Genomic DNA, 19,957 nt, shown 5'->3' with positions numbered 1-19,957 from the left:
CTTAACTCGCACTCTTCTGAGAATCATCAGATTCACCCGATGAAGAATGGGTAACATCAACCACTGGAATCGCGTTCATTTGCCACTTCCAGGTATCCGTCGTCGTTTTTACAGGGATCATTTCAATACAGTCGGTCGGGCAGGGGGCCACGCACAAATCGCAACCGGTACATTCATCCTTAATGACGGTATGCAGAGCTTTGTTGCCGCCGACAATGGCGTCGACCGGACAGGCCTGAATACATTTGGTGCAGCCGATACACATATCTTCATGAATAAAGGCGACAGTTTTGACGTTGTCGTCCAGATCGTGTGCCGACTCCTGAACTTCGACGCCCATCAAATCCGCCAGTTTCTCAATGGTCGCCTGACCACCCGGAGGACATTTGTTGATAGCGTCACCATTGGCGATCGCTTCTGCGTAAGGGCGACAACCCGGGTAACCACACTGGCCGCACTGAGTCTGCGGCAGTATGGAATCAATTTGATCGACAATCGGATCCGCTTCGACTTTAAAACGAATCGAAGCAAAACCAAGAATGGCGCCAAAGACGGCGGCCAGCGCAGCCAGCACCAAAACAGCGATTAAGATGGTACTCATTACAATTTCACCAGACCAGTAAAGCCCATAAAGGCCAGTGACATCAGGCCAGCGGTGATCATGGCAATCGAAGCGCCTTTGAACGGAGCTGGAACGTCAGCGACATGAATACGTTCGCGCATTGACGCAAATAAGATCAGAACCAGAGAGAAACCGACTGCCGCGCCAAAACCGTAGATGATTGACTGAATAAAGTTGTGGTTCTCGTTGATGTTGAGCAGCGCCACGCCCAGTACCGCACAGTTGGTGGTGATGAGCGGTAGGAAAATACCCAGCAGGCGGTAAAGCGTCGGGCTGGTTTTATGCACCACCATTTCGGTGAACTGAACCACGACGGCAATCACCAGGATGAAGCTCATGGTGCGCAGATATTCAATACCAAGTGGGCGAAGGATGTAGCTTTCCACCAGATACGCGCACACGGAAGCGAGAGTCAGAACGAAAGTCGTTGCTAACCCCATGCCAATGGCGGTTTCCAGCTTCTTTGAGACGCCCATGAAAGGACACAAGCCCAGGAACTTTACCAGTACAAAGTTGTTTACCAGCACGGTGCCGACCAACAACAAAAGATATTCGGTCATAGTTATATAAGTTTGAAATTCCGATCCCGGCATTATCCAGCTTTGCGTAGCCAATAACAACCAAGGAAAGTTAAGGTTTTAGTTTGCTGAACAAAAATTATACGCAATTCGGCGTAGTTGTGATGAATCCTGACGGAGATTTTCTCTGTTTGTGGTGAGCTGCTCGGGTGGTAGAAACGAAAAAGCCCAGCTAGATAGCTGGGCTTTCGAATTTGGCTCCCCCTGCAGGGGCAAAACCCAAACTAATGGGTTTTGATACTCGAGCTTCAGCACGCTAATATGCGCTTTTTTTTGTTCTTTTATCTGACTTTTACGTTCTGTGTCTTTGATTTGAGGCCAAAAATCTTTACCAACAAGCATAGGATTTTGGGGACGATCATTGTAGTGGTCACCTTGTTAGTGATTGTACTTTTAACTTGGTGTTCAAAATGTTTTTGCGGTTCAATCTATATCCACAATACGTAAATGTATATCTTGCTGTGGAAAAGGAATAGAAATCCCCTCACGATCAAAGCGAAGTTTAACTTCTTTAGTGACATCCCAGTATACGTCCCAGTAATCCTCTGTCTTGACCCATGGACGAACAATGAAGTCGATGGAGGAGGTATTGAGAGTGTGTACTTTAACCATAGGTTCTGGCGATCGTAAAACGGCTGGGTGAGATTTCACAATATCCATCAGGACACTTTCTACTTTTAACAAGTCATCGTTGTAACCAATACCAAAAACCATATCTACGCGTCGAATACGCTCATGGGTCACGTTCTTTATTACATCACCCCAAATTTTACTGTTTGGGACAATGATGATCTGGTTGTCGAAGGTCCGAATGGTTGTATTCACTAAGCTCATGTGACTCACTTTGCCATCAACCCCACCTGCATGCACAAGGTCGCCTACGTCAAAAGGTCGATAAATCAAAAGCATCATACCCGCAGCAAAATTAGATAACGTATCTTGTAAGGCAAAACCGATAATCACCCCGGCAATACCAAAACCAGTTAAAACTGGTGCGATATTAAGGCCAATTTGCGATAACCCAATCATGATGCCAATAATCCACACGATTTTCCCTGACATCGAAACAAAAAAATCTTGCATTAAATGAGTAATATTGAGGTTTTTGGATTGTGTCGCGGATTTGACAAGTCGCCTGGCTATCTTGGCTGTGCCTTTTGTTGCTAACAAAATCAGCAGGAAAATGAATATCTGAAATAGATATTGAACTGCATTGGTCGCCAGCCAGTTCACGGCATTGTCTGACCAATGTTTGATGATCGAAAAAGCAACCTTGCGGTCTAACAGCTCATAAGTAATATTACCCGTCGTTTCAAAAATCTGCCGTTTATAATCAGAGGTCTCAATCTCAAGCCTATCTGCAATATTGGTGATACTTCGCAAGCTGACTGTCGAAATTTCCAATCGTTGCTGTGTAAAAATTCGTGCGAGCTGAAGCGTAGCTTTTTCAGATTCAGGACTGGTACTTATTTGTTCAGCAATCGCATCATTTTGTTGCTTGAGGTAAGTGATAGAAGCAGAAAGTAACTGCAACCGCTGTTTAACTTCCCGAGTGAGTTTTTCTTTCGCCGATGCAGTGTCGACATCCAGCTTTTTCAACCACGAGATATTTTGATAGCTCGATTCGAAAGTGGTATCAAGATACTGCTGTAAATCTCGGTAGTCATTGATATAAGAAAGTTTATCTTCATCATTTACCTGATTTAACTGTTCATTCAACTGACGAGTTCGTTCAGAAATAAACCGATTAGCTTCTTCAGTGTAACTTTGCTGGGTAGTGATTAACCGAATCAATTTCGTCTTGGGAACCACTTGGCTGTCTACAGCACTGGCAATATGCTTTCTCAACTCGCCATTTTTTTGGAACAGTTGCAATTGCAGGGCATCTTTCACATCACCAGAGGCCTGCTCTAAGTTTCGGGTAAGTTCCTTAATCAACTGATTACTGGAGTCAATTTCTTGCTCCAAAGCAGAGCGTTCGATAATCGCAGGGCTGATGTGTTCTTCAGTCGATGAAGAAGCAAAGCCTAGAGAAGAAAATATTATGTAGGTCAATAAAGTGCACCTTACCCACAATGTCTCATTGAGCATATATTCTTCCTTGTATGAACTTTGAAGCCGTTCCCCAAACTCACGAGTTGTTAATGTGGAGTCAACGCATCTATTTCGGATCAAAAATTGCACCAGAACACAAATAAGTGGCATATACTAATGTATCATAATATTTTTCAAAACATGCAGCATATGGAAAACACGAATCTACAATACATCGCTTGCGAAGAGTGTGGTTTTGTATCACAACTTCCAGTGATTGATGTTGGCACAGTTGCCTCATGTGGATGTTGTGGACACTTATTAACTAAATGTAACCGCTTTCCCTATCAAAAAGGGATTGCACTCTCTTTAGGCTGCCTAATTATGCTGGCCTTGAGTTTAGCATTTCCATTTATGTCTTTCAGCGTTCAAGGGCTAAAACAAGAGATATTCTTGTTACATTCAGCGCAAATGCTCACGGAGAATAACAACGAGCTACTAGGAACGCTGTTATTTGGCTCCGTCGTTTTTTTACCGGCGCTCTACACGACGCTGATACTCTATTTACATATCAAAGCAAAACAGGCAGCTAACAAACAACATATTCAAACAGAATTTTATATCAGTAAGCGTCTAAGCAAAGTCTTATTCATCATTCAACCTTGGTTGATGGTGGATGTTTTCTTAATAGGTGTGTTGGTCAGTCTAATCAAAATCGCTTCATTGGCTGACGTCTCGATGGGTTTCTCTTTTTGGGCTTTCTGTGGTTTTTCTATTTTGCTGGTCAAAATCGTCGCGGGTCTCGACAGGTATTGGCTATGGCAACACTTTTCTCCAGTATCCCAATTAAAAAATGTGAAAGCCGGAGATAACCATCTCTCTCGAAACCATGTGAGTTGCCATATCTGTCAGGCCATTACTGAACTCAACAAAAGCAATAAGCAAAGCTCGGTTTCCTGCTCGCGGTGCGACACGTCGCTGACTCTATTTAATCCGCACACCAATTTGCAAAAATGTTGGGCGTTACTTATCTCTGCGGCGATCTTCTTTATCCCTGCCAATCTTTACCCAATGATGTACACCGTCAGCTTAGGAAACACTGAAGGCTCAACCATACTTCAAGGGGTAAGTTTATTGTGGCACCTCGGATCCTACCCAATATCAGTGGTGATTTTTATGGCCAGTGTTTTCATCCCTATTGCAAAGATGTTCGCCTTGGGATGGCTCTATTACCGAGCAAATCGCTCTCAATACACAGGACAAGAAGAACACTTAATCACATTGCGCATCTATCGCATTACCGAGCTCATTGGTCGCTGGTCAATGATTGATATTTTTGTCGTCGCAATACTGGTTGCTTTAGTTCAACTACAAAACGTAATGGCTATCTATCCTGGCCCTGCAGCACTTTTATTTGCAGCAGTGGTCATTCTTACCATGCTTTCGGCGATGGTATTTGACCCCAAAAGTCTAAATAGACCTAAGTAAAATGCTGTTAGCCACAACAACTTTGATTTGAGAAGTTCTATGAGTGCAGAGATAAAACACTACGCAAAAATTAGCCAACAGAAGCAGCTATCAAGCGTTTGGATTATTCCTATCCTTGCCTTAGGTATTGGTTTATGGATGCTTTTTCAACACATCAACAGCACTGGTCCTAAGATCTACCTCAAGCTCCCTACGGCGGATGGTTTGGAAGTAGGAAAAACTCAAATCAAAGCATTGAATGTCAATGTTGGGGTAATCACCGACATCGCTTTAAGTGAGAATTACGAACACATCATCGCGATTGCGCAAATGAGCAAAGATGCGCAACGTATGCTCAGAGAGGATACCCTTTTTTGGCTGGTCAAACCCCGTATTGGCAAAGATGGGATTTCTGGTCTAGATACACTATTGTCTGGCTCCTACTTGCAGTTGCAACCCGGCCATGGCGGCCAGTTTCAAGATTCGTTTACGGTACTCGATCTTCCGCCTGTTGCACCAACTGATGCCAAAGGGCTCCGTCTTAAACTCACCCATAGAGAAGCGGGTAAGTTGAGTGTCGGCGACCCGGTTATTTATGAAGGTTTTACTGTTGGTAGAGTTGAAAAAACGGGCTACGATGTCGAACAAAAAAAAGCAGAATATCAACTGTTTGTGTTTTCACCTTACGACAAATTAGTCACCGAAAATGCTTACTTTTGGCTCAATTCAGGCTTGAACTTCAAAATGAATGCCGAAGGGGTCGATGTCAAAGTTCCTTCTCTAGAAACGTTGCTCAAAGGTGGTGTCACTTTCGGGTTGGTGGATGATGATTTCGCAGGCATGGCTATTACAGAATCAATGCGCGAGTTCCGTCTATTCGATGACATTGACCAAATCCGAGAAGGCATGTTTAACGATTACGTGGAATTTGTCATGATGTTCGACGAATCCGTGCGCGGTTTAAAACCGAATGCGCCTGTTGAATTTCGTGGTTTGCGTATTGGTACAGTAGCCAAAGTGCCATTACGAGTACGTGGTTCCAGCGAGAGCATGAGTTCGAACAGAATCCCCGTTTTAGTCAAGATAGAACTTGGCCGTGTGTACAACAACTCAACCAAACTTGATCCCATAGAGTTGAAACTGCGTATGGACAAAGAGTTTGCAAAAGGATTGAGAGCAGTATTGAAAACTGGCAACTTGTTAACGGGTGCTCTGTATATCGACACGGATTACGTTCAACCAAGTGAAGAAAACACTTGGACCTCCCCGCATTCATTTGATGGATATCCCTTGTTTCCAACCACCACTGGTGGGTTTTCTGAGGTTCAAAAACAAGTGACTGAACTACTGAAAAAGATTAATAGCTTACCGATCGATAAAACGGTTAAAGAGCTCAATGCCACACTGTCGACCACTGAAAAAGCATTGGCTTCTGCAAATGCATTACTGAGTAACCAAAACACACAAGGTTTGCCACAAGAGTTAAAAGAAACGCTGACACAACTTCAGCAAACATTGGCGGGCTTTAGCCCAGATTCGTCCGCTTACAAACAGTTAGAAAGTGCACTTAATGAAATTAATCTCGTCATGCAAGAGCTCAAACCGGTTGTACAAAAAATTAATGAGAAACCTAATGCGCTGATTTTCGGCGATAAAGACCTTGTGGATCCGGTACCCACGAAAGGAAAAGAGAAATGAGATACGTCGTCATCCTACTGCTCGTCATTTTGTTCTCTGGTTGCAGTAGCACCAACGAACATACGGTTCAATTTTATTTATTGCCATCGACAGAGAACCATTATTCCGCCGATGTAAAACAAAGTAGCGAGTTGCCACTGCTATCTGTAAATGAAGTCGAACTTGCTGACTACCTAAACAGCAAGGGGATTGTCTACCGACAATCGTCAACCCAGATTATTCAGGCAAAACAAAACCTTTGGGCTGATAACATTAAGCAACAAATTACTAAGCGGCTGATCGACGATCTTCGTGCACAAGAAACATCCTATTGGCCAATAGCGTCCGCTCCAAACACAATGGCTAGCGCTCATCTACTGGTCTCATTGAACAAATTTAACGGTGCCTACACTGGCAATGCCGAGCTCGCAGGGGAGTGGAAACTTTTTAGTAGCGAAGGCAAACAGACCAGTGCTCAAGCGTTCTCTATTGAAGTGCCTCTAGAGCGCGATGGCTATCAGGCTCTGATTTTTGCGCTTTCGGATGCGCTAACTAGACTAAGCCAAGAGATAGCTCAGCACATTTAAAAATAAAACCGGTAAGAGCAAGCCCATTTTATGCTGTAGGGTTAATGGACTGCCTCGATGTTTATACCAAAGGAATACGTCGAAGACTCAACTGACCTGCTCCCCTGTCTACACATTAGGAATGTTCATCCAACCAAGGAGATGATGAACATGAAAACGTGATTCAATGAACAACAAATGGTTGCCATTTAAAGGAGGCGGAAGCGGGCCCCTCGCCAGAAAACTTTACTGAAAGCATGGGTCTCGGATGCAACGTTTTACACATTGCGCAAAAATAGACAGGGTTGGGTGCCTCTGAAGCCCGTCGTTTAAGGTAATAGAAGACGAAAGTACTCGACTCAAAAAGTTGCTGGCTAAAACGTTACTGGATGCAGAAGCTCTGAAAATTGCTCTCAGCCAAAAGTACTGGCCGTCGAGGACAAGCACAAGGCTGTTAAAGTTATTCAGGAAAGCACACAGTTTTCAGAACTCAGGGTCTGTTGATCCGTCTGTATTAAACGCGGATCAATGCGGTATCAGCCTCTAACTAACCGTGAGGATGATAGGCTATAAGTAGCTGGCATTGGAACGACGTAGATTTGATTATCGTCGTATTTTGAGGCGAGAAGGCTTTGACGTCAACCACAAGCGGGTTTTCTGGTATCTGAGGAAATGAGATTGCGGATTTTTTAGCAGTTGATGCAGTGAGAAGCGATATCGATTGATGTAACAATGCGGCTTGTTGGGGGGATGCCTGTAAGCGGCTATTACCTGTTATTTGGGTCTTTCACTTCGTACCATGCATTTGGTCCATTCCTTGTTATTACTATCACTCATTTACATAATATTAATGTTAGTTTAACGCAGTACAATAAGACAACCAAGCCAAGTTAGGCCTAGGCTTGGTTGTGACATTAATGTCTAGTTCTAGGGTATAAGATGATCAAACTCATGATACCGATTAATACCGCGGCAAAAACCGAAGTAAAACGCACGAGGTCATCTGAAATCGCACTGATACTTGTTGAAGTAATCCCATAGAATACTAAAACCACATAACTGGAATACATCAGTTGAATTGAGTTATAGCTAGCTTTCTTTGTAATGGCATGAATCCCCATAAATAAAGCACTGACTACAGCAACACCCACAGTTCCTACCAAATTGACTTGCAGCAAACTCATGATTAGAGGAGGAATGGCATACAGCACGCTCGCGTATGTTGTAAGCAGCCTTCTTAAACCATAATCTTTACCAATACTAGGATCAGGATCTTTAATTATTAACGCGACGATGATGGTAATAATCGTACTTTGCTCTAAGTCCAATTGTATCGTACACACCATCATGGTCATGACAATGATCGCTTTGAGCAAGGTTTGCCAATCAAGCAAATATTTGGTTGTCGAATCGACAGGTGGCATGCTTATCGCGAGTGGCTCACCTCGTGGAAATAGTAGGTAGGCCAAATAGGCGGTGAAGCCAGCGATAAAAATATTTTTTAGCAGAGCCATGGGGATTTGCTCAACGCTAATCCCTTTCTGCTGCGTAAAAACAGCTATCATTGCGGTTGAGACAATCAGCAATATAGCAAATACATCTTGCGGATTTTTCTTGGTACGCTCCATGCACCAGTAAAAAATCCCAAACAAGAACAGATAGTAAACATGTACGTAATCAATCAATAGTTCACTCATTAGTGCCTGAAACCAAGCAGTAATGAATAAAATTCCCCCCATAACAAACACCATAATTACAGGCGGTGGTTCATGAGTTGTAGTGAGAAAAACCGCACACATCGCTGGAGCGAGTAAAGGCAAATCCGTCCCATATACATATTGCCAAAACAGCAAAAGGACAGGGAATACCGCAACTCTTATAATTGGGTTAGCGGCACTATGATACATAACTGATATAACTCCATGCCCAGATCCACAAATCTTGTAGTCTCTCACCTAGGTAGCTTTCATCAGGGTAGAAACCCACCACAGCTCGACCACCGTATCTCAGATTTAGATCGGCAGGCAACGCCGTGAACTCGATATTGACGGGGAAACGCTGCGCTTTTGAACTGCTTGTTGGTGACGTCATAAGGCCATTACTGGCATCTTGGGCAAGGCTACCATTACCGCTACTTCCCCAACCGATTGAAGATATTTTTCCTTCATAGACCTCTCCAGGGTTTGCATCAAAAACAATTTTGACGTTATCGCCAGGCTTTAGATGAGCCAGTGAATTCTCTCTCACCATGGCCGTCAGCCATAAGTTGTTGTTATTGATAAAGGTAAGAAGTGGTTGCCCAGCAGCAGCATAATCGCCAACAGCAACATCCATATTAGTGATAACACCATTAGCAGGTGCCGTCAGTTTGGTGTGATTGAGGTTTAGTAGAGCCTGCTCTTGTCGGTTTAATACCGATTGGATTTCAGGGTTATCAATTCCTCTCGGGCCAAACTCTTGTTTCGCTTTTTCTAGTGCTGATGACGCTTGAGCCAACCCCGCTTGGGCCGTCTCTAGTTCGGCGATTATGTTATCCATTACCGCTTGACTTATCGTTCCTTTATTGGCAAGTACGCGATTACGCTCCACATTCTTCTTAGCATTATTGACCTTAACACGAGCTGCGACTTCATTTGCTTGAGCGACACTGATTGCTGCTGAATCCGCTTCATAAGACTGAGCTGCTTGTTGCAAATCAAATTTGGCGGCCTTAACGGCTAATTCAAAAGGACGCGGATCGATCGTGACGAGTTCATCTCCTGCCTTGACAATACTATTGTTAGTAATAAGTACTTGTGAAATAGGGCCAGAGACTTCTGGGCTAATGCGGATCAATTGGCCATTTACTCTAGCTTGATCTGTCATTGGCGTCATTCTGTCCGCCCATAAGGTGTAAAGCCAAAGAGCAGCAACTAAGGCAAAAATATAGTAAGTGAAAGAGCGAGCTTGGCTAATTTTTTTATCGCTATGTTCAGCACTGGTTTGGGCATTGTTATCTGACATTTTCTGTTCCTACTGTCGTTTACTGAGGTTGTTCCAGTAAATTTATCTTTTTATAAATGATACTTTTCTTAGTTCGTACTTCGACGGCAATGGTAATGATGAATGCAAATAGGCCAACCAGTGCAACAGCGCTTGAAGAAGAAACCATCACTTCGCCAGCGTATTTAGTCCAGATCACAGCTATAGCCACAAACCAGCCAAATAGCGCTGCTGCATGGGTGACTGCAATAGGAACAAGGTGAGACCAAAAACCACTCTGAAGTTGACTAATGTGTTGTGGGTGGGATTTGTTGAGCTGATGAATAAATAGCTTGGATGTGATCAACGACAAAATGATCCCTAAACCAAAAGTTAGAGATACCGCTTGTCCCCACACAGTCACTTCAGAATTAGTGATCACGTTAAGCGACATTGGTACGCTATCCATTCCTTTGAAATGGTGGCTCGCAATATAACCATTGATAACGCCGTTAATCACGCCACCAATCAATGAATCTTTCACTTTGATATCCACGTCTAGCACCTTCACTGTTGTACAATAAACTCTTACTGATTATAACGAGAATGTTCGAATAAATGCATATCAAACATGACCATTTTTGATACTGTTGTGACTAGAGCATACTTGTGCGCCATGATAACTGTGGAAAGGAGTCAATCATGAATCTCGATAAAGCGTTGTCAAATATTAGCGAGAAGAATAACTTCATCTACTTAACGTTAGCTTTAATCATGCTGTTAATTGCCGCCGCCCTCGTTCAACTACTACAAGACAATGTGATCGAATACGTCATACAGGGGATTATGGTAGTGATTTTTATTGTTTGCTTTGTAAGTTTGCGCTTTGATCGAAAGTGGACGCATTTTTTAAGAGGTTTAGCCGTGGTTTGGATAGCTGCTATTGCCGCGAAACACCTCTTTCATATCAAAGAGATGAGCATATTGATGCTTTCTCTGACTTTTGTCTTTTTCTATGGCACTTTCCAATCTTTAGTAAGAAAAATCTTGTTTTCAGGCCAAATAGACACCAACAAACTTATTGGTTCTGTAGCCCTATTCTTATTGCTTGGTTTAATGTGGGCGGTGGCTTACCTTTTGTTACTTGAGCTAGACCCTTTCGCATTTCGCGGGTTAGAAGCAATTCCTTGGGAAGATAATTTTTCTAATAGCGCTTATTTTAGCTTCGTGACCTTAACCACTCTCGGTTATGGAGATATCAGTCCCGTGACTCCAATTGCGAAAACGTTAGTCTATTTAGAGTCGGTTGTTGGTGTTTTTTATATGGCAGTAGTGGTGTCTAGTTTAGTCAGTTCAAATTTAGGTAGAAACATGCCTAGATCCCCTTAAAGCATGGTCAAGCTATCTGACCAAACGGTCTTTAAAGCCCTTACGTTTAAGGGCGATGTTAGCTGTTTGGCTGTTACTCGGCCTCATTGGGTCTTTATAGGAAGCGAATATGTATTCGCTTCCACCATTTATTTTTTTCATCTCATTCAACAGATTTAAAGTCTGCGGGGTTAGAGGCACTAGGTGATCCCTTCGTTTTTTCATTCTATCTGCTGGAATAACCCATAGATTTTCATCCCAATCAATTTCATCCCAACGAGCTTGCGCTGCCTCAATAGACCGAGTCATGGTATGTAGTTGCCATTCAATCATACATCGAGTGGTATACATGATACTGGCCCGTCCTAGCGTTCTCATTAATTCAGGAAGTTCGTCGGCACTTATTGATTTCATATTGGTGACGGCAGGTTTCAAGAACGCAGAATTGATTTTGGCTAAAGGGTTGTACTCAATAAGTCCCTTATTCTGAGCAAAACTCATAATTTCGTTCACACGTTGGCAGATCCTTTTCAGTGTTTTTAAGTGTCCTTTAGCCTGAAGTGGTTGAAAGGTATTTATCACTAAAGGTGCAGTAAGCTCAGTGATAGGAGTGTTGCCAAGCTTCGGTAGCAGATGAAGATTTAAAGCTCGCTGAAGGTTCACCTTTGCTTTTTCACTAATGGTTGCGCTCTTTACTGTTAACCAACTGTTTGTGACTTCAGATAATGTGGATAGTAAGCGCTGTTGCTCTATCGTTTGTTGGTTCTTGAGTTTAACTTGAGGATCAATGCCAGCTTGTAGCGCTTCTATCGCGCCTAGAGCCTTATTTCGTGCATTTGTTAGGGAAAAGGCTAGGGTAACTGCCAAACGTCATGTTAGCGCGTTTACCGTTGTGTGGACGTGTATAGTTGAATAGCCATGTCTTTGTACCGTTTGGTTTTACACGTAGACGAAGGCCGTTACCATCAAAGAGCGTATACTCTTTATCTTGTGGTTTAGCGTTAGAGATTTGTTTATCTGTTAAAGATTTAGTTGTTCTTGCCATGATTGGTACACCGTAAATTGGAACATACGGACAATGTACCTATTTGTGTACCTAAACTTCTAAGCTAGTACGAGTCAGGAAAAGACGTTAAGAGAATGCAATTCCTTGAAATAGCTAGGTTTAGATACAAAAAAAAGACGTCCTAGGACGTCTTTTTTCTTGAATTTGGCTCCCCCTGCAAGACTTGAACTTGCGACATACGGATTAACAGTCCGCCGTTCTACCGACTGAACTAAGGGGGAATTGCTTGATGCGGATCGGATGTTAACGAGCTGGGATTCGAGTGTCAACCTTCGAAACTTAAAAAAGGGCTAAAAAAAGCAGCGATAAAGGCTTTACTTTTCTGCATCCCTTATCCGGTATGAGCTAGGTTCACTTATCCACCAAAATTGTGGATAAGTGTGTTAATGAAATCTGAGCAATTACGTTTTGTGTCAACGCTCAAGTCAAAAACAAACATGTAATCGATTGCGTTATTAGTTTAATTTACTGTATTTATTGAGTTTTTATGAGTTATGTACAGATGAATTAACTGGAGTGTTCGTAGTGAAGAAATGTTAGTTAAAGGTTAAATTTAGAAAAATTGGGGAAAACCCGTGGATTGTTTTTTGAGGAATTAGGTTGCCGGACGGCTTATGGGGCTGAAGATAATAACAAAGTCATTTAGCTGAAGCCAATACTATTTTATTTTTTTCCGCGATCGAAGACGCAAGTTCTGCGTATCTACTCAAACCGGTCTCTGAGACGTTGGTTGCTGGTTATGGAGCGAATATTCACTTGCCTTTTTCCGCACCCAGCAGCGACAATGTCCTGTATAGATAGACAGCATTAATGAGGATGACAGTGAGCAAAGCATTTGAATTGGTCTCCGACTATCAACCATCCGGCGACCAGCCAGAGGCGATTCGCCAACTTCTGGAGGGAATTGATGCGGGGTTGGCCCATCAGACACTACTTGGCGTGACAGGCTCGGGGAAAACTTTCACTTTAGCTAATGTGATCGCACAGGCTCAGCGTCCGACGATTCTGCTGGCTCCCAATAAAACGTTGGCCGCACAATTGTACGGCGAGATGAAAGGCTTCTTTCCTAACAACGCGGTAGAATACTTCGTCTCTTACTACGATTATTACCAGCCAGAGGCGTATGTACCGACGACCGATACCTTTATTGAGAAGGATGCCGCGGTCAACTCACACATTGAACAGATGCGTCTGTCGGCAACCAAAGCGCTTCTTGAGCGTAAAGATGCCATCATTGTGGCTTCGGTGTCGGCGATTTATGGTCTGGGCGATCCGGACTCCTACCTGAAAATGATGCTGCATCTGCGCCGCGGAGATGTGATTAATCAACGGGACATGCTACGTCGCCTGGCTGAGCTGCAATACTCACGCAATGATGTAGCGTTCGAACGCGGTCAGTTCCGAGTGCGCGGTGAGGTGATTGATATCTTCCCGGCTGAATCGGATCAGGATGCCGTGCGCGTAGAAATGTTTGACGATGAAGTGGAATGCATCAGCATTTTTGACCCATTGACCGGGGTGATTAAGCAGCGCGATCTGCCACGTTTTACCGTTTATCCGAAGACACACTACGTTACACCACGAGAGCGTATTCTCGATGCCATCGAAAACATCAAAACTGAACTGGCATCGCGACGTCAGTATCTGCTCGACAACAACAAGTTGCTGGAAGAGCAGCGTATTTCTCAGCGTACTCAATTTGATATCGAAATGATGAATGAGCTGGGGTTCTGCTCAGGGATAGAAAACTATTCCCGTTATCTCAGCGGACGCGCGGAAGGCGAGCCGCCACCGACCCTGTTTGACTACCTGCCACACGACGGCCTACTTGTGATCGATGAATCGCACGTGACCGTGCCGCAGATTGGCGCAATGTATAAAGGTGACCGCTCACGTAAAGAGACGTTGGTCGAGTATGGTTTTCGTCTGCCTTCGGCATTGGACAACCGACCACTCAAGTTTGAAGAGTTCGAAGCTCTGGCACCGCAAACCATCTTTGTGTCCGCGACTCCGGGTAACTACGAACTGGAGAAATCCGATGGTGAAATTGCGGATCAGGTTGTGCGTCCAACTGGTTTGCTCGATCCTGAGCTTGAAGTCCGGCCTGTCGCGACTCAGGTCGATGATCTACTGTCCGAAATTCGCATTCGCGCGGTGAAAGATGAGCGGGTGCTGGTGACCACACTGACCAAACGGATGGCCGAAGACTTAACTGAATACCTGCACGAACACGATGTCAAAGTACGTTATCTGCACTCGGATATTGATACCGTGGAACGGGTAGAAATCATTCGTGACTTACGCCTCGGTGTGTTTGACGTGTTAGTGGGTATTAACTTATTGCGCGAAGGTCTCGACATGCCGGAAGTCTCGCTGGTGGCGATTCTGGATGCTGACAAAGAGGGTTTCCTGCGCTCTGAACGGTCATTGATTCAGACCATTGGCCGCGCCGCTCGTAACCTGCAGGGTAAAGCGATCCTGTACGCGGACAACATCACCAAGTCGATGAAAAAAGCGATGGATGAGACCAGTCGTCGCCGCGAGAAACAACAAGCGTACAACGAAAAAATGGGCATTGAGCCACAAGCCTTGAAGCGCAACGTGAAAGATATCATGGAGTTGGGTGATATTACCAAGTCGCGTAAGCAACGTACCAGCAAAGTTGTGCCTTTGGCGAAGGTTGCAGAAGAGTCAGCCAGCTACGATACTATGACACCACAGCAGTTGGAAAAAGAGATCAACAGACTCGAAGCTCAGATGTACAAACATGCACAGGATTTGGAGTTTGAACTGGCTGCAGAAAAACGCGATCAGCTTGAAAAGCTGCGTCAGCAGTTCATTGTTAATAGCTAAAAAAATAGCCAATAGAAAAGAGTTCTATTGGCTGTTATATCGTGAATATCGTATTCACTAACAACGTCAGTTGGCTAGGTGACCCTTGCGGGTCAAATTGAATAAAGCATATTCCGTGCCAGTTTGTATTTTGGTGATTCTTTGGAATTCTGACACTATTTTTGCGGAAATATCGCTTTGAATTTGCAAAATGCAACTCCAAATGCGACTATTAAGCAAAATGCAAAAGATAAATGGCTAGGTTATGCAATTAAACGATATTCATCATAAGGCGAAATATCTGCTGATGGTCGAAGATACGGCGTCAGTGGCGGCGTTATATCGCTCGTACCTGACGCCGCTAGAGATCGATATCAACATCGTCGGAACCGGGCGTGAAGCGATCGAAAGTATCGCGCACCGCGAACCGGATCTCATCCTACTCGATCTGCGCCTGCCGGATATGACCGGTATGGACGTATTACACGCTGTTAAACAGCGCTCGCCGGATGTACCTGTGATTTTTATGACCGCACATGGTTCAATTGATACTGCGGTTGAGGCGATGCGTCATGGCGCACAGGATTTCCTCATCAAACCGTGTGAAGCAGACCGCTTACGTGTCACGGTAAACAATGCGATTCGTAAAGCCAGTAAGCTGAAGAATGAAGCTGACAATCCGGGTAACCAGAATTACCAAGGTTTTATCGGCAGTAGTCAAACCATGCTTGCGGTTTATCGCACCATTGACTCCGCGGCCAGCAGTAAGGCAAGTATCTTCATTACTGGAGAAAGCGGTACGGGTAAAGAGGTGTGTGCGGAAGCGATTCACGCCGCCAGTAAACGCGGCGACAAACCGTTCATTGCGATTAACTGTGCCGCGATTCCTAAAGATCTGATTGAAAGTGAACTGTTTGGTCATGTTAAAGGCGCATTTACTGGCGCAGCAACGGATCGCCAGGGCGCTGCAGAATTGGCCGACGGCGGCACTCTGTTCCTCGATGAGCTGTGCGAAATGGATCTCGATCTGCAGACTAAATTGTTGCGCTTTATTCAGACCGGCACCTTCCAGAAAGTCGGCTCGTCAAAAATGAAAAGTGTGGATGTGCGTTTTGTCTGTGCGACCAACCGCGACCCATGGAAAGAAGTGCAGGAAGGCCGTTTCCGTGAAGATTTGTACTACCGTTTGTACGTCATTCCACTGCATCTGCCGCCTTTACGTGAACGTGGCGATGATGTCATTGAAATTGCCTACTCGCTGCTGGGCTATATGTCGAAAGAAGAGGGCAAAGGCTTTGTCCGTCTCGCTCCTGAAGTCGTAGAACGTTTCAAACAATACGAATGGCCGGGCAATGTGCGTCAGCTGCAGAACGTACTGCGCAACGTTGTGGTGCTGAATGAAGGGCGTGAAATCACCCTGAATATGCTGCCACCACCGCTCAATCAGCCAAGCGAAAGCATCATCAGTGTACCGAAGGCTAGTGCCGCGCCCGTATCGGTTCACGAAATCTTCCCGCTGTGGATGACGGAAAAGCAAGCCATTGAGAAAGCGATTGAAGCTTGCGATGGCAATATTCCGCGTGCTGCCGGTTATCTGGACGTCAGCCCATCCACTATTTATCGCAAACTGCAAACCTGGAACGAGAAGGTGCAGGAAAAGGAAAAGTAAGCGCACATGGAACTGATGAATCTCAGCAAGATTGATAATCTGGCACAGGAAATTGGTGAAGAAAATGTCCCCGTTCTGGTGGAAATTTTCTTAGGTGAACTGGATACTTATCGCGCAAATCTGAGTAATGAGGCATACGGTGATAAACTGGAGTATCTCAAAGAGATCAGCCATGCGTTGAAAAGCAGCGCGGCGAGCTTTGGGGCTGATCAGTTGTGCGCCAAAGCGGTTGATATTGATAGTCGGGCCAAACAAGGCACGACCATCGATGAAACGCTGGATACGGCGATTATGATTGACCTTATCCAGCATACTCGTCAAAGCTATTCGCAGTTAATCGCTTAACTGCTCTTCAATCGCTTTACGCAGTTTCACCCGGTCGTGACGCCAGTCGCGGTTGGGTGAAGCCAAATCACGTGTCACGCAGTTCCATTCGCTGTCCAGATCCGGATGTGCTTCGGCACCAATCACCACATCAATTTTTCGGCCGTGACAGGCACGTTCACACCATTCCAGTTTCTGACGCAGTGTCATACGACCCGCTGGCCCATATTCTGGTGACAGGTTCTCGATGAAGATAAGCTTGGCGCGGGTGTTGTTTTCAATGGCCTGTCCCATTTCCGGCAGTAAAAGCGGTGGCATGATACTGGTCAGAAAACTGCCCGGGCCGAGTATGATCGCATCGGCGTCGGCGATGGCCAACACGCCTTCGCGTGTGGCTGGCACTTCCGGCTCCAGATCGAGACGGCGTAAATCTTGTTGCATTTCATCGACACTGGTCTCGCCCGTCACCCATTTACCGTCCACAGACAGCGCTTTCAGATCAGAAGGGTGTTCAGACATCGGCACGATGTTGACATCAACGTTGAGCATGCCTCGAATCAGATTGATGGCTTCCAACGGACGCACAGAAAGGTGGTCTAATGCGGTCAGCATCAGGTTGCCCAGGTTGTGGCCATCGAGTTCGCCCGCGCCTTTGAAGCGGTACTCGAACATCATCGAGCTGATGGAAGGTTCTGTGATTAACTGGTTAATGCAGTTGCGGGTGTCACCCCAGGCGATCCCTCCCTGACAGTGACGAATGCGCCCGGTTGAGCCTCCGTTGTCGGTGGTGGTAACAATCCCCGTGGCGTTAGAACCAAAAATTTTTAACGCAGCCAACATGCGCCCTAAACCGTGGCCACCGCCAATCGCGACCACTTTCTTGTTCTGGTACAGAGTCATCTCTCTTCTTCTTATATTTTCACAATCCGCTACAATTTAGAGGAATTGATTTATATCTCATACTTATTTTGGGGTAATTTGAGGTACTAGTGAGTTTTTTTCGTGCTTGCACTGGAATCACGTACTCTTTTTAAGTATTTTACCAATCAGCTGCTATTGAGTAACCCATAAGTTGATCTCATTAGTTGCCATTACTCCGAGCTTATTTCAGCTAAGTCCTGTTGCAGGATACGGTGGATAAGCCAGTGGCCTTGAGCCACAAGGGCATAGTTGGAAATGATTATGCCTCCCGTGTTTGGAAAGGTGTGACGTGGCGCAACAATTCGAAGATAGATTTCAGCGTAAGTTTTACTACTTACGCTTATCCGTTACAGATGTCTGTAACTTCAAATGTACTTATTGTTTACCTGATGGGTATCACCCGTCGGGCAATAAGAATTCCTCTTTTTTGACCCTGCCGGAAATCAAGCGTGTGGTAAATGCGTTTGCCGATTGCGGGACCTCCAAAGTGCGTATTACCGGCGGTGAGCCGAGTCTGCGCAAAGATTTTACCGAGATTATCCATACGGTGGCTTCAACGCCGGGAATCCAGAAAGTCGCGACCACCACCAACGGCTATCGCATGGCGAAAGGTGTTGCAGAATGGAAAGCGGCAGGCTTAACGCACATCAATGTCAGCGTAGACAGCCTGGATCCGCGCATGTTTCATCAAATTACCGGCGAAAACCGTTTCCATCAGGTGATGCAGGGTATCGATCGCGCATTTGAGGTCGGCTACGAGCAGGTCAAAGTCAATGTTGTATTGATGAAAGATCTTAACGCTCAGGAGCTGCCCCAGTTTCTCAACTGGATCAAACATCGTCCGATTCAACTGCGTTTTATCGAGCTGATGCAGACTGGTGAGATGGACGATCTGTTCAGCCGCCAGCATGTTTCCGGCACCGCAATTCGCAATCAATTGATTGCCGACGGCTGGATACTGAAAGCCCGCGCGAATAATGATGGACCGGCCCAAGTGTTCGTGCATGCCGATTATCAAGGTGAAATTGGCCTCATCATGCCGTACGAGAAAAATTTCTGTAGTAGTTGCAACCGTCTGCGCGTGTCTGCGTTAGGCAAGCTGCACTTGTGCCTGTTTGGTGATCATGGCGTGGAACTGCGCGACTTACTGCAAGACGATACGCAAGAAAACGCGTTGATTGCGCGTATCCAAGCTCAGCTGCAAACCAAATCGGTCAGCCATTTCTTGCATGACGGAAATACGGGTATGACGCCACATCTGGCGTCGATCGGCGGTTAATAATTTCTCTTTGGGCCGGGTTTGTTGCCGGGCCGACAACACATTCAACGATTATTGATAAAGGTGAACTCATGGGTCACGCAGAAAGCAAATTTCAGCCTGCTAACATTGCCGTTCTGACGGTATCTGACACGCGTACGGAAGAGAACGATACGTCTGGCCGCTATCTGGCAGAACAACTTCAGGAAGCGGGTCACAAGTTGATCGACAAGCAAATTGTTATTGATGATATGTACAAGATCCGCGCTGTGGTTTCACAGTGGATCGCTGACGAGAACGTGCAGGCCATTCTGATTACTGGCGGCACGGGCTTTACTTCCCGCGACAGCACGCCGGAAGCGCTCAAGCCACTTTTTGATAAAGAAGTGGAAGGCTTTGGTGAGCTGTTCCGTATGGTGTCTTTTGAAGAGATCGGGACTTCGACCATTCAGTCGCGAGCGGTGGCAGGTTTTGCCAACCATACCGTGATTTTCGCGATGCCGGGTTCAACCGGGGCATGCCGTACGGGCTGGACGAAGATCATCAGACAACAAATGGATGCCAGCCATCGTCCGTGTAACTTTATGCCGCATCTCTCGGTATAAGGGGGCGAA

The 19,957-nt window shown here is 45.3% G+C and carries 18 protein-coding genes, 1 tRNA gene and 1 riboswitch; of the genes, 9 read left to right on the top strand and 10 right to left on the bottom strand.

Going from position 1 to position 19,957, the window contains the following annotated elements:
• Position 1: 1 nt before the first annotated feature.
• The 3 genes from rsxB to LGV68_RS06480 form a co-directional block, all read right to left on the bottom strand.
• Complete coding sequence (rsxB, locus tag LGV68_RS06490) at positions 2-601, bottom strand: electron transport complex subunit RsxB (RefSeq protein WP_020327943.1); 600 nt, start codon at positions 599-601, stop codon at positions 2-4.
• A complete protein-coding gene (gene rsxA, locus LGV68_RS06485; RefSeq protein ID WP_004726646.1) occupies positions 601-1,182 on the bottom strand; it encodes an electron transport complex subunit RsxA in 582 nt (193 codons plus the stop codon). The genes rsxB and rsxA overlap by 1 nt, the downstream gene beginning before the upstream one ends.
• Positions 1,183-1,623: 441 nt before the next feature.
• Positions 1,624-3,291: a mechanosensitive ion channel domain-containing protein gene (locus LGV68_RS06480; RefSeq protein WP_222727824.1), complete on the bottom strand. Its 1,668-nt coding sequence runs from the start codon at positions 3,289-3,291 to the stop codon at positions 1,624-1,626.
• 120 nt (positions 3,292-3,411) lie between these two features.
• Here LGV68_RS06480 and LGV68_RS06475 point away from each other — a divergent pair, with 120 nt between their 5' ends.
• The 3 genes from LGV68_RS06475 to LGV68_RS06465 are packed head-to-tail and all read left to right on the top strand — an operon-like array spanning position 3,412 to position 6,965.
• The gene (locus tag LGV68_RS06475) at positions 3,412-4,722 is read left to right on the top strand and encodes a paraquat-inducible protein A (protein WP_252536392.1); all 1,311 of its coding nucleotides are present in this window, start codon (positions 3,412-3,414) and stop codon (positions 4,720-4,722) included.
• A 39-nt stretch (positions 4,723-4,761) separates the two neighbouring features.
• A complete protein-coding gene (pqiB, locus tag LGV68_RS06470) occupies positions 4,762-6,399 on the top strand; it encodes an intermembrane transport protein PqiB (protein ID WP_222727825.1) in 1,638 nt (545 codons plus the stop codon).
• A complete protein-coding gene (locus LGV68_RS06465; protein WP_222727827.1) occupies positions 6,396-6,965 on the top strand; it encodes an ABC-type transport auxiliary lipoprotein family protein in 570 nt (189 codons plus the stop codon). Before pqiB ends, LGV68_RS06465 begins: the two co-directional genes overlap by 4 nt.
• A gap of 893 nt (positions 6,966-7,858) precedes the next feature.
• Here the strand turns inward: LGV68_RS06465 and LGV68_RS06460 are convergent.
• From LGV68_RS06460 to LGV68_RS06450, 3 genes are read right to left on the bottom strand one after another with little or no spacing between them, the layout of a single operon-like run.
• Positions 7,859-8,851 (bottom strand): DUF2955 domain-containing protein, encoded by a 993-nt coding sequence (locus tag LGV68_RS06460; protein ID WP_222727829.1) that lies wholly within the window; start codon positions 8,849-8,851, stop codon positions 7,859-7,861.
• Complete coding sequence (locus LGV68_RS06455) at positions 8,841-9,947, bottom strand: HlyD family secretion protein (protein ID WP_222727831.1); 1,107 nt, start codon at positions 9,945-9,947, stop codon at positions 8,841-8,843. The genes LGV68_RS06460 and LGV68_RS06455 overlap by 11 nt, the downstream gene beginning before the upstream one ends.
• Before the next feature lie 19 nt (positions 9,948-9,966).
• Positions 9,967-10,461, bottom strand: coding sequence for a hypothetical protein (locus LGV68_RS06450; protein WP_017041459.1), 495 nt, complete (start codon positions 10,459-10,461; stop codon positions 9,967-9,969).
• Positions 10,462-10,607: 146 nt separating this feature from the next.
• Here LGV68_RS06450 and LGV68_RS06445 point away from each other — a divergent pair, with 146 nt between their 5' ends.
• Complete coding sequence (locus LGV68_RS06445) at positions 10,608-11,294, top strand: potassium channel family protein (RefSeq protein WP_222727833.1); 687 nt, start codon at positions 10,608-10,610, stop codon at positions 11,292-11,294.
• 12 nt (positions 11,295-11,306) lie between these two features.
• Here the strand turns inward: LGV68_RS06445 and LGV68_RS06440 are convergent, their stop codons facing one another.
• The 3 genes from LGV68_RS06440 to LGV68_RS06435 form a co-directional block, all read right to left on the bottom strand.
• Positions 11,307-12,140: a tyrosine-type recombinase/integrase gene (locus LGV68_RS06440; protein WP_222727836.1), complete on the bottom strand. Its 834-nt coding sequence runs from the start codon at positions 12,138-12,140 to the stop codon at positions 11,307-11,309.
• On the bottom strand, positions 12,097-12,318 hold the full coding sequence (locus tag LGV68_RS21480) for an integrase arm-type DNA-binding domain-containing protein (RefSeq protein WP_222727837.1): 222 nt from the start codon (positions 12,316-12,318) through the stop codon (positions 12,097-12,099). Before LGV68_RS21480 ends, LGV68_RS06440 begins: the two co-directional genes overlap by 44 nt.
• Positions 12,319-12,484: 166 nt before the next feature.
• Positions 12,485-12,560 (bottom strand) — tRNA-Asn (locus LGV68_RS06435).
• A 601-nt stretch (positions 12,561-13,161) separates the two neighbouring features.
• On the opposite strand from LGV68_RS06435, the gene uvrB reads away from it, so the two are divergent.
• The 3 genes from uvrB (at position 13,162) to luxU (ending at position 17,185) form a co-directional block, all read left to right on the top strand.
• Entirely contained in the window at positions 13,162-15,192 is a 2,031-nt protein-coding gene (gene uvrB, locus LGV68_RS06430; RefSeq protein ID WP_020327930.1) for an excinuclease ABC subunit UvrB, read from the top strand.
• A gap of 286 nt (positions 15,193-15,478) precedes the next feature.
• A complete protein-coding gene (luxO, locus tag LGV68_RS06425; protein WP_208593149.1) occupies positions 15,479-16,840 on the top strand; it encodes a quorum-sensing sigma-54 dependent transcriptional regulator LuxO in 1,362 nt (453 codons plus the stop codon).
• A 6-nt stretch (positions 16,841-16,846) separates the two neighbouring features.
• The gene (gene luxU, locus LGV68_RS06420) at positions 16,847-17,185 is read left to right on the top strand and encodes a quorum-sensing phosphorelay protein LuxU (RefSeq protein WP_020327928.1); all 339 of its coding nucleotides are present in this window, start codon (positions 16,847-16,849) and stop codon (positions 17,183-17,185) included.
• On the opposite strand, the gene LGV68_RS06415 is transcribed toward luxU, so the two are convergent.
• The gene (locus LGV68_RS06415) at positions 17,174-18,064 is read right to left on the bottom strand and encodes a YvcK family protein (RefSeq protein WP_208592500.1); all 891 of its coding nucleotides are present in this window, start codon (positions 18,062-18,064) and stop codon (positions 17,174-17,176) included. The two genes, luxU and LGV68_RS06415, sit on opposite strands and share 12 nt — an antisense overlap.
• Before the next feature lie 182 nt (positions 18,065-18,246).
• A riboswitch (molybdenum cofactor riboswitch) is annotated at positions 18,247-18,386 on the top strand.
• Between LGV68_RS06415 and moaA the strand changes: the two genes are divergently transcribed.
• Together moaA and moaB are read left to right on the top strand one after the other, a co-directional pair.
• The gene (gene moaA, locus LGV68_RS06410; protein WP_038127045.1) at positions 18,375-19,364 is read left to right on the top strand and encodes a GTP 3',8-cyclase MoaA; all 990 of its coding nucleotides are present in this window, start codon (positions 18,375-18,377) and stop codon (positions 19,362-19,364) included. It overlaps the preceding riboswitch by 12 nt.
• A 71-nt stretch (positions 19,365-19,435) precedes the next feature.
• Positions 19,436-19,948 carry a molybdenum cofactor biosynthesis protein B gene (gene moaB / locus LGV68_RS06405; RefSeq protein WP_020327925.1) on the top strand — a complete coding sequence of 171 codons (513 nt, stop codon included), beginning with the start codon at positions 19,436-19,438 and terminating at the stop codon, positions 19,946-19,948.
• Positions 19,949-19,957: the final 9 nt, after the last annotated feature.

The sequence above is a fragment of the Vibrio sp. LQ2 genome, from assembly GCF_023920125.1.
Lineage (GTDB): Bacteria > Pseudomonadota > Gammaproteobacteria > Enterobacterales > Vibrionaceae > Vibrio > Vibrio fluvialis.
Note: the sequence above shows the minus strand (reverse complement) of the source record. Positions and strands in the feature narration are given on the sequence as shown.

What these genes read in the sequence shown, in the direction of transcription:
- LGV68_RS21480 (WP_222727837.1), bottom strand. Translation starts at nt 12,318, where the DNA reads ATGGCAAGAACAACTAAATCTTTAACAGATAAACAAATCTCTAACGCT.
- luxO (WP_208593149.1), top strand. Translation starts at nt 15,479, where the DNA reads ATGGTCGAAGATACGGCGTCAGTGGCGGCGTTATATCGCTCGTACCTG.
- LGV68_RS06475 (WP_252536392.1), top strand. Translation starts at nt 3,412, where the DNA reads ATGTATCATAATATTTTTCAAAACATGCAGCATATGGAAAACACGAAT.
- LGV68_RS06445 (WP_222727833.1), top strand. Translation starts at nt 10,608, where the DNA reads ATGAATCTCGATAAAGCGTTGTCAAATATTAGCGAGAAGAATAACTTC.
- moaB (WP_020327925.1), top strand. Translation starts at nt 19,436, where the DNA reads ATGGGTCACGCAGAAAGCAAATTTCAGCCTGCTAACATTGCCGTTCTG.
- luxU (WP_020327928.1), top strand. Translation starts at nt 16,847, where the DNA reads ATGGAACTGATGAATCTCAGCAAGATTGATAATCTGGCACAGGAAATT.
- rsxA (WP_004726646.1), bottom strand. Translation starts at nt 1,182, where the DNA reads ATGACCGAATATCTTTTGTTGTTGGTCGGCACCGTGCTGGTAAACAAC.
- rsxB (WP_020327943.1), bottom strand. Translation starts at nt 601, where the DNA reads ATGAGTACCATCTTAATCGCTGTTTTGGTGCTGGCTGCGCTGGCCGCC.
- LGV68_RS06465 (WP_222727827.1), top strand. Translation starts at nt 6,396, where the DNA reads ATGAGATACGTCGTCATCCTACTGCTCGTCATTTTGTTCTCTGGTTGC.
- LGV68_RS06415 (WP_208592500.1), bottom strand. Translation starts at nt 18,064, where the DNA reads ATGACTCTGTACCAGAACAAGAAAGTGGTCGCGATTGGCGGTGGCCAC.
- LGV68_RS06480 (WP_222727824.1), bottom strand. Translation starts at nt 3,291, where the DNA reads ATGCTCAATGAGACATTGTGGGTAAGGTGCACTTTATTGACCTACATA.
- pqiB (WP_222727825.1), top strand. Translation starts at nt 4,762, where the DNA reads ATGAGTGCAGAGATAAAACACTACGCAAAAATTAGCCAACAGAAGCAG.
- LGV68_RS06460 (WP_222727829.1), bottom strand. Translation starts at nt 8,851, where the DNA reads ATGTATCATAGTGCCGCTAACCCAATTATAAGAGTTGCGGTATTCCCT.
- LGV68_RS06455 (WP_222727831.1), bottom strand. Translation starts at nt 9,947, where the DNA reads ATGTCAGATAACAATGCCCAAACCAGTGCTGAACATAGCGATAAAAAA.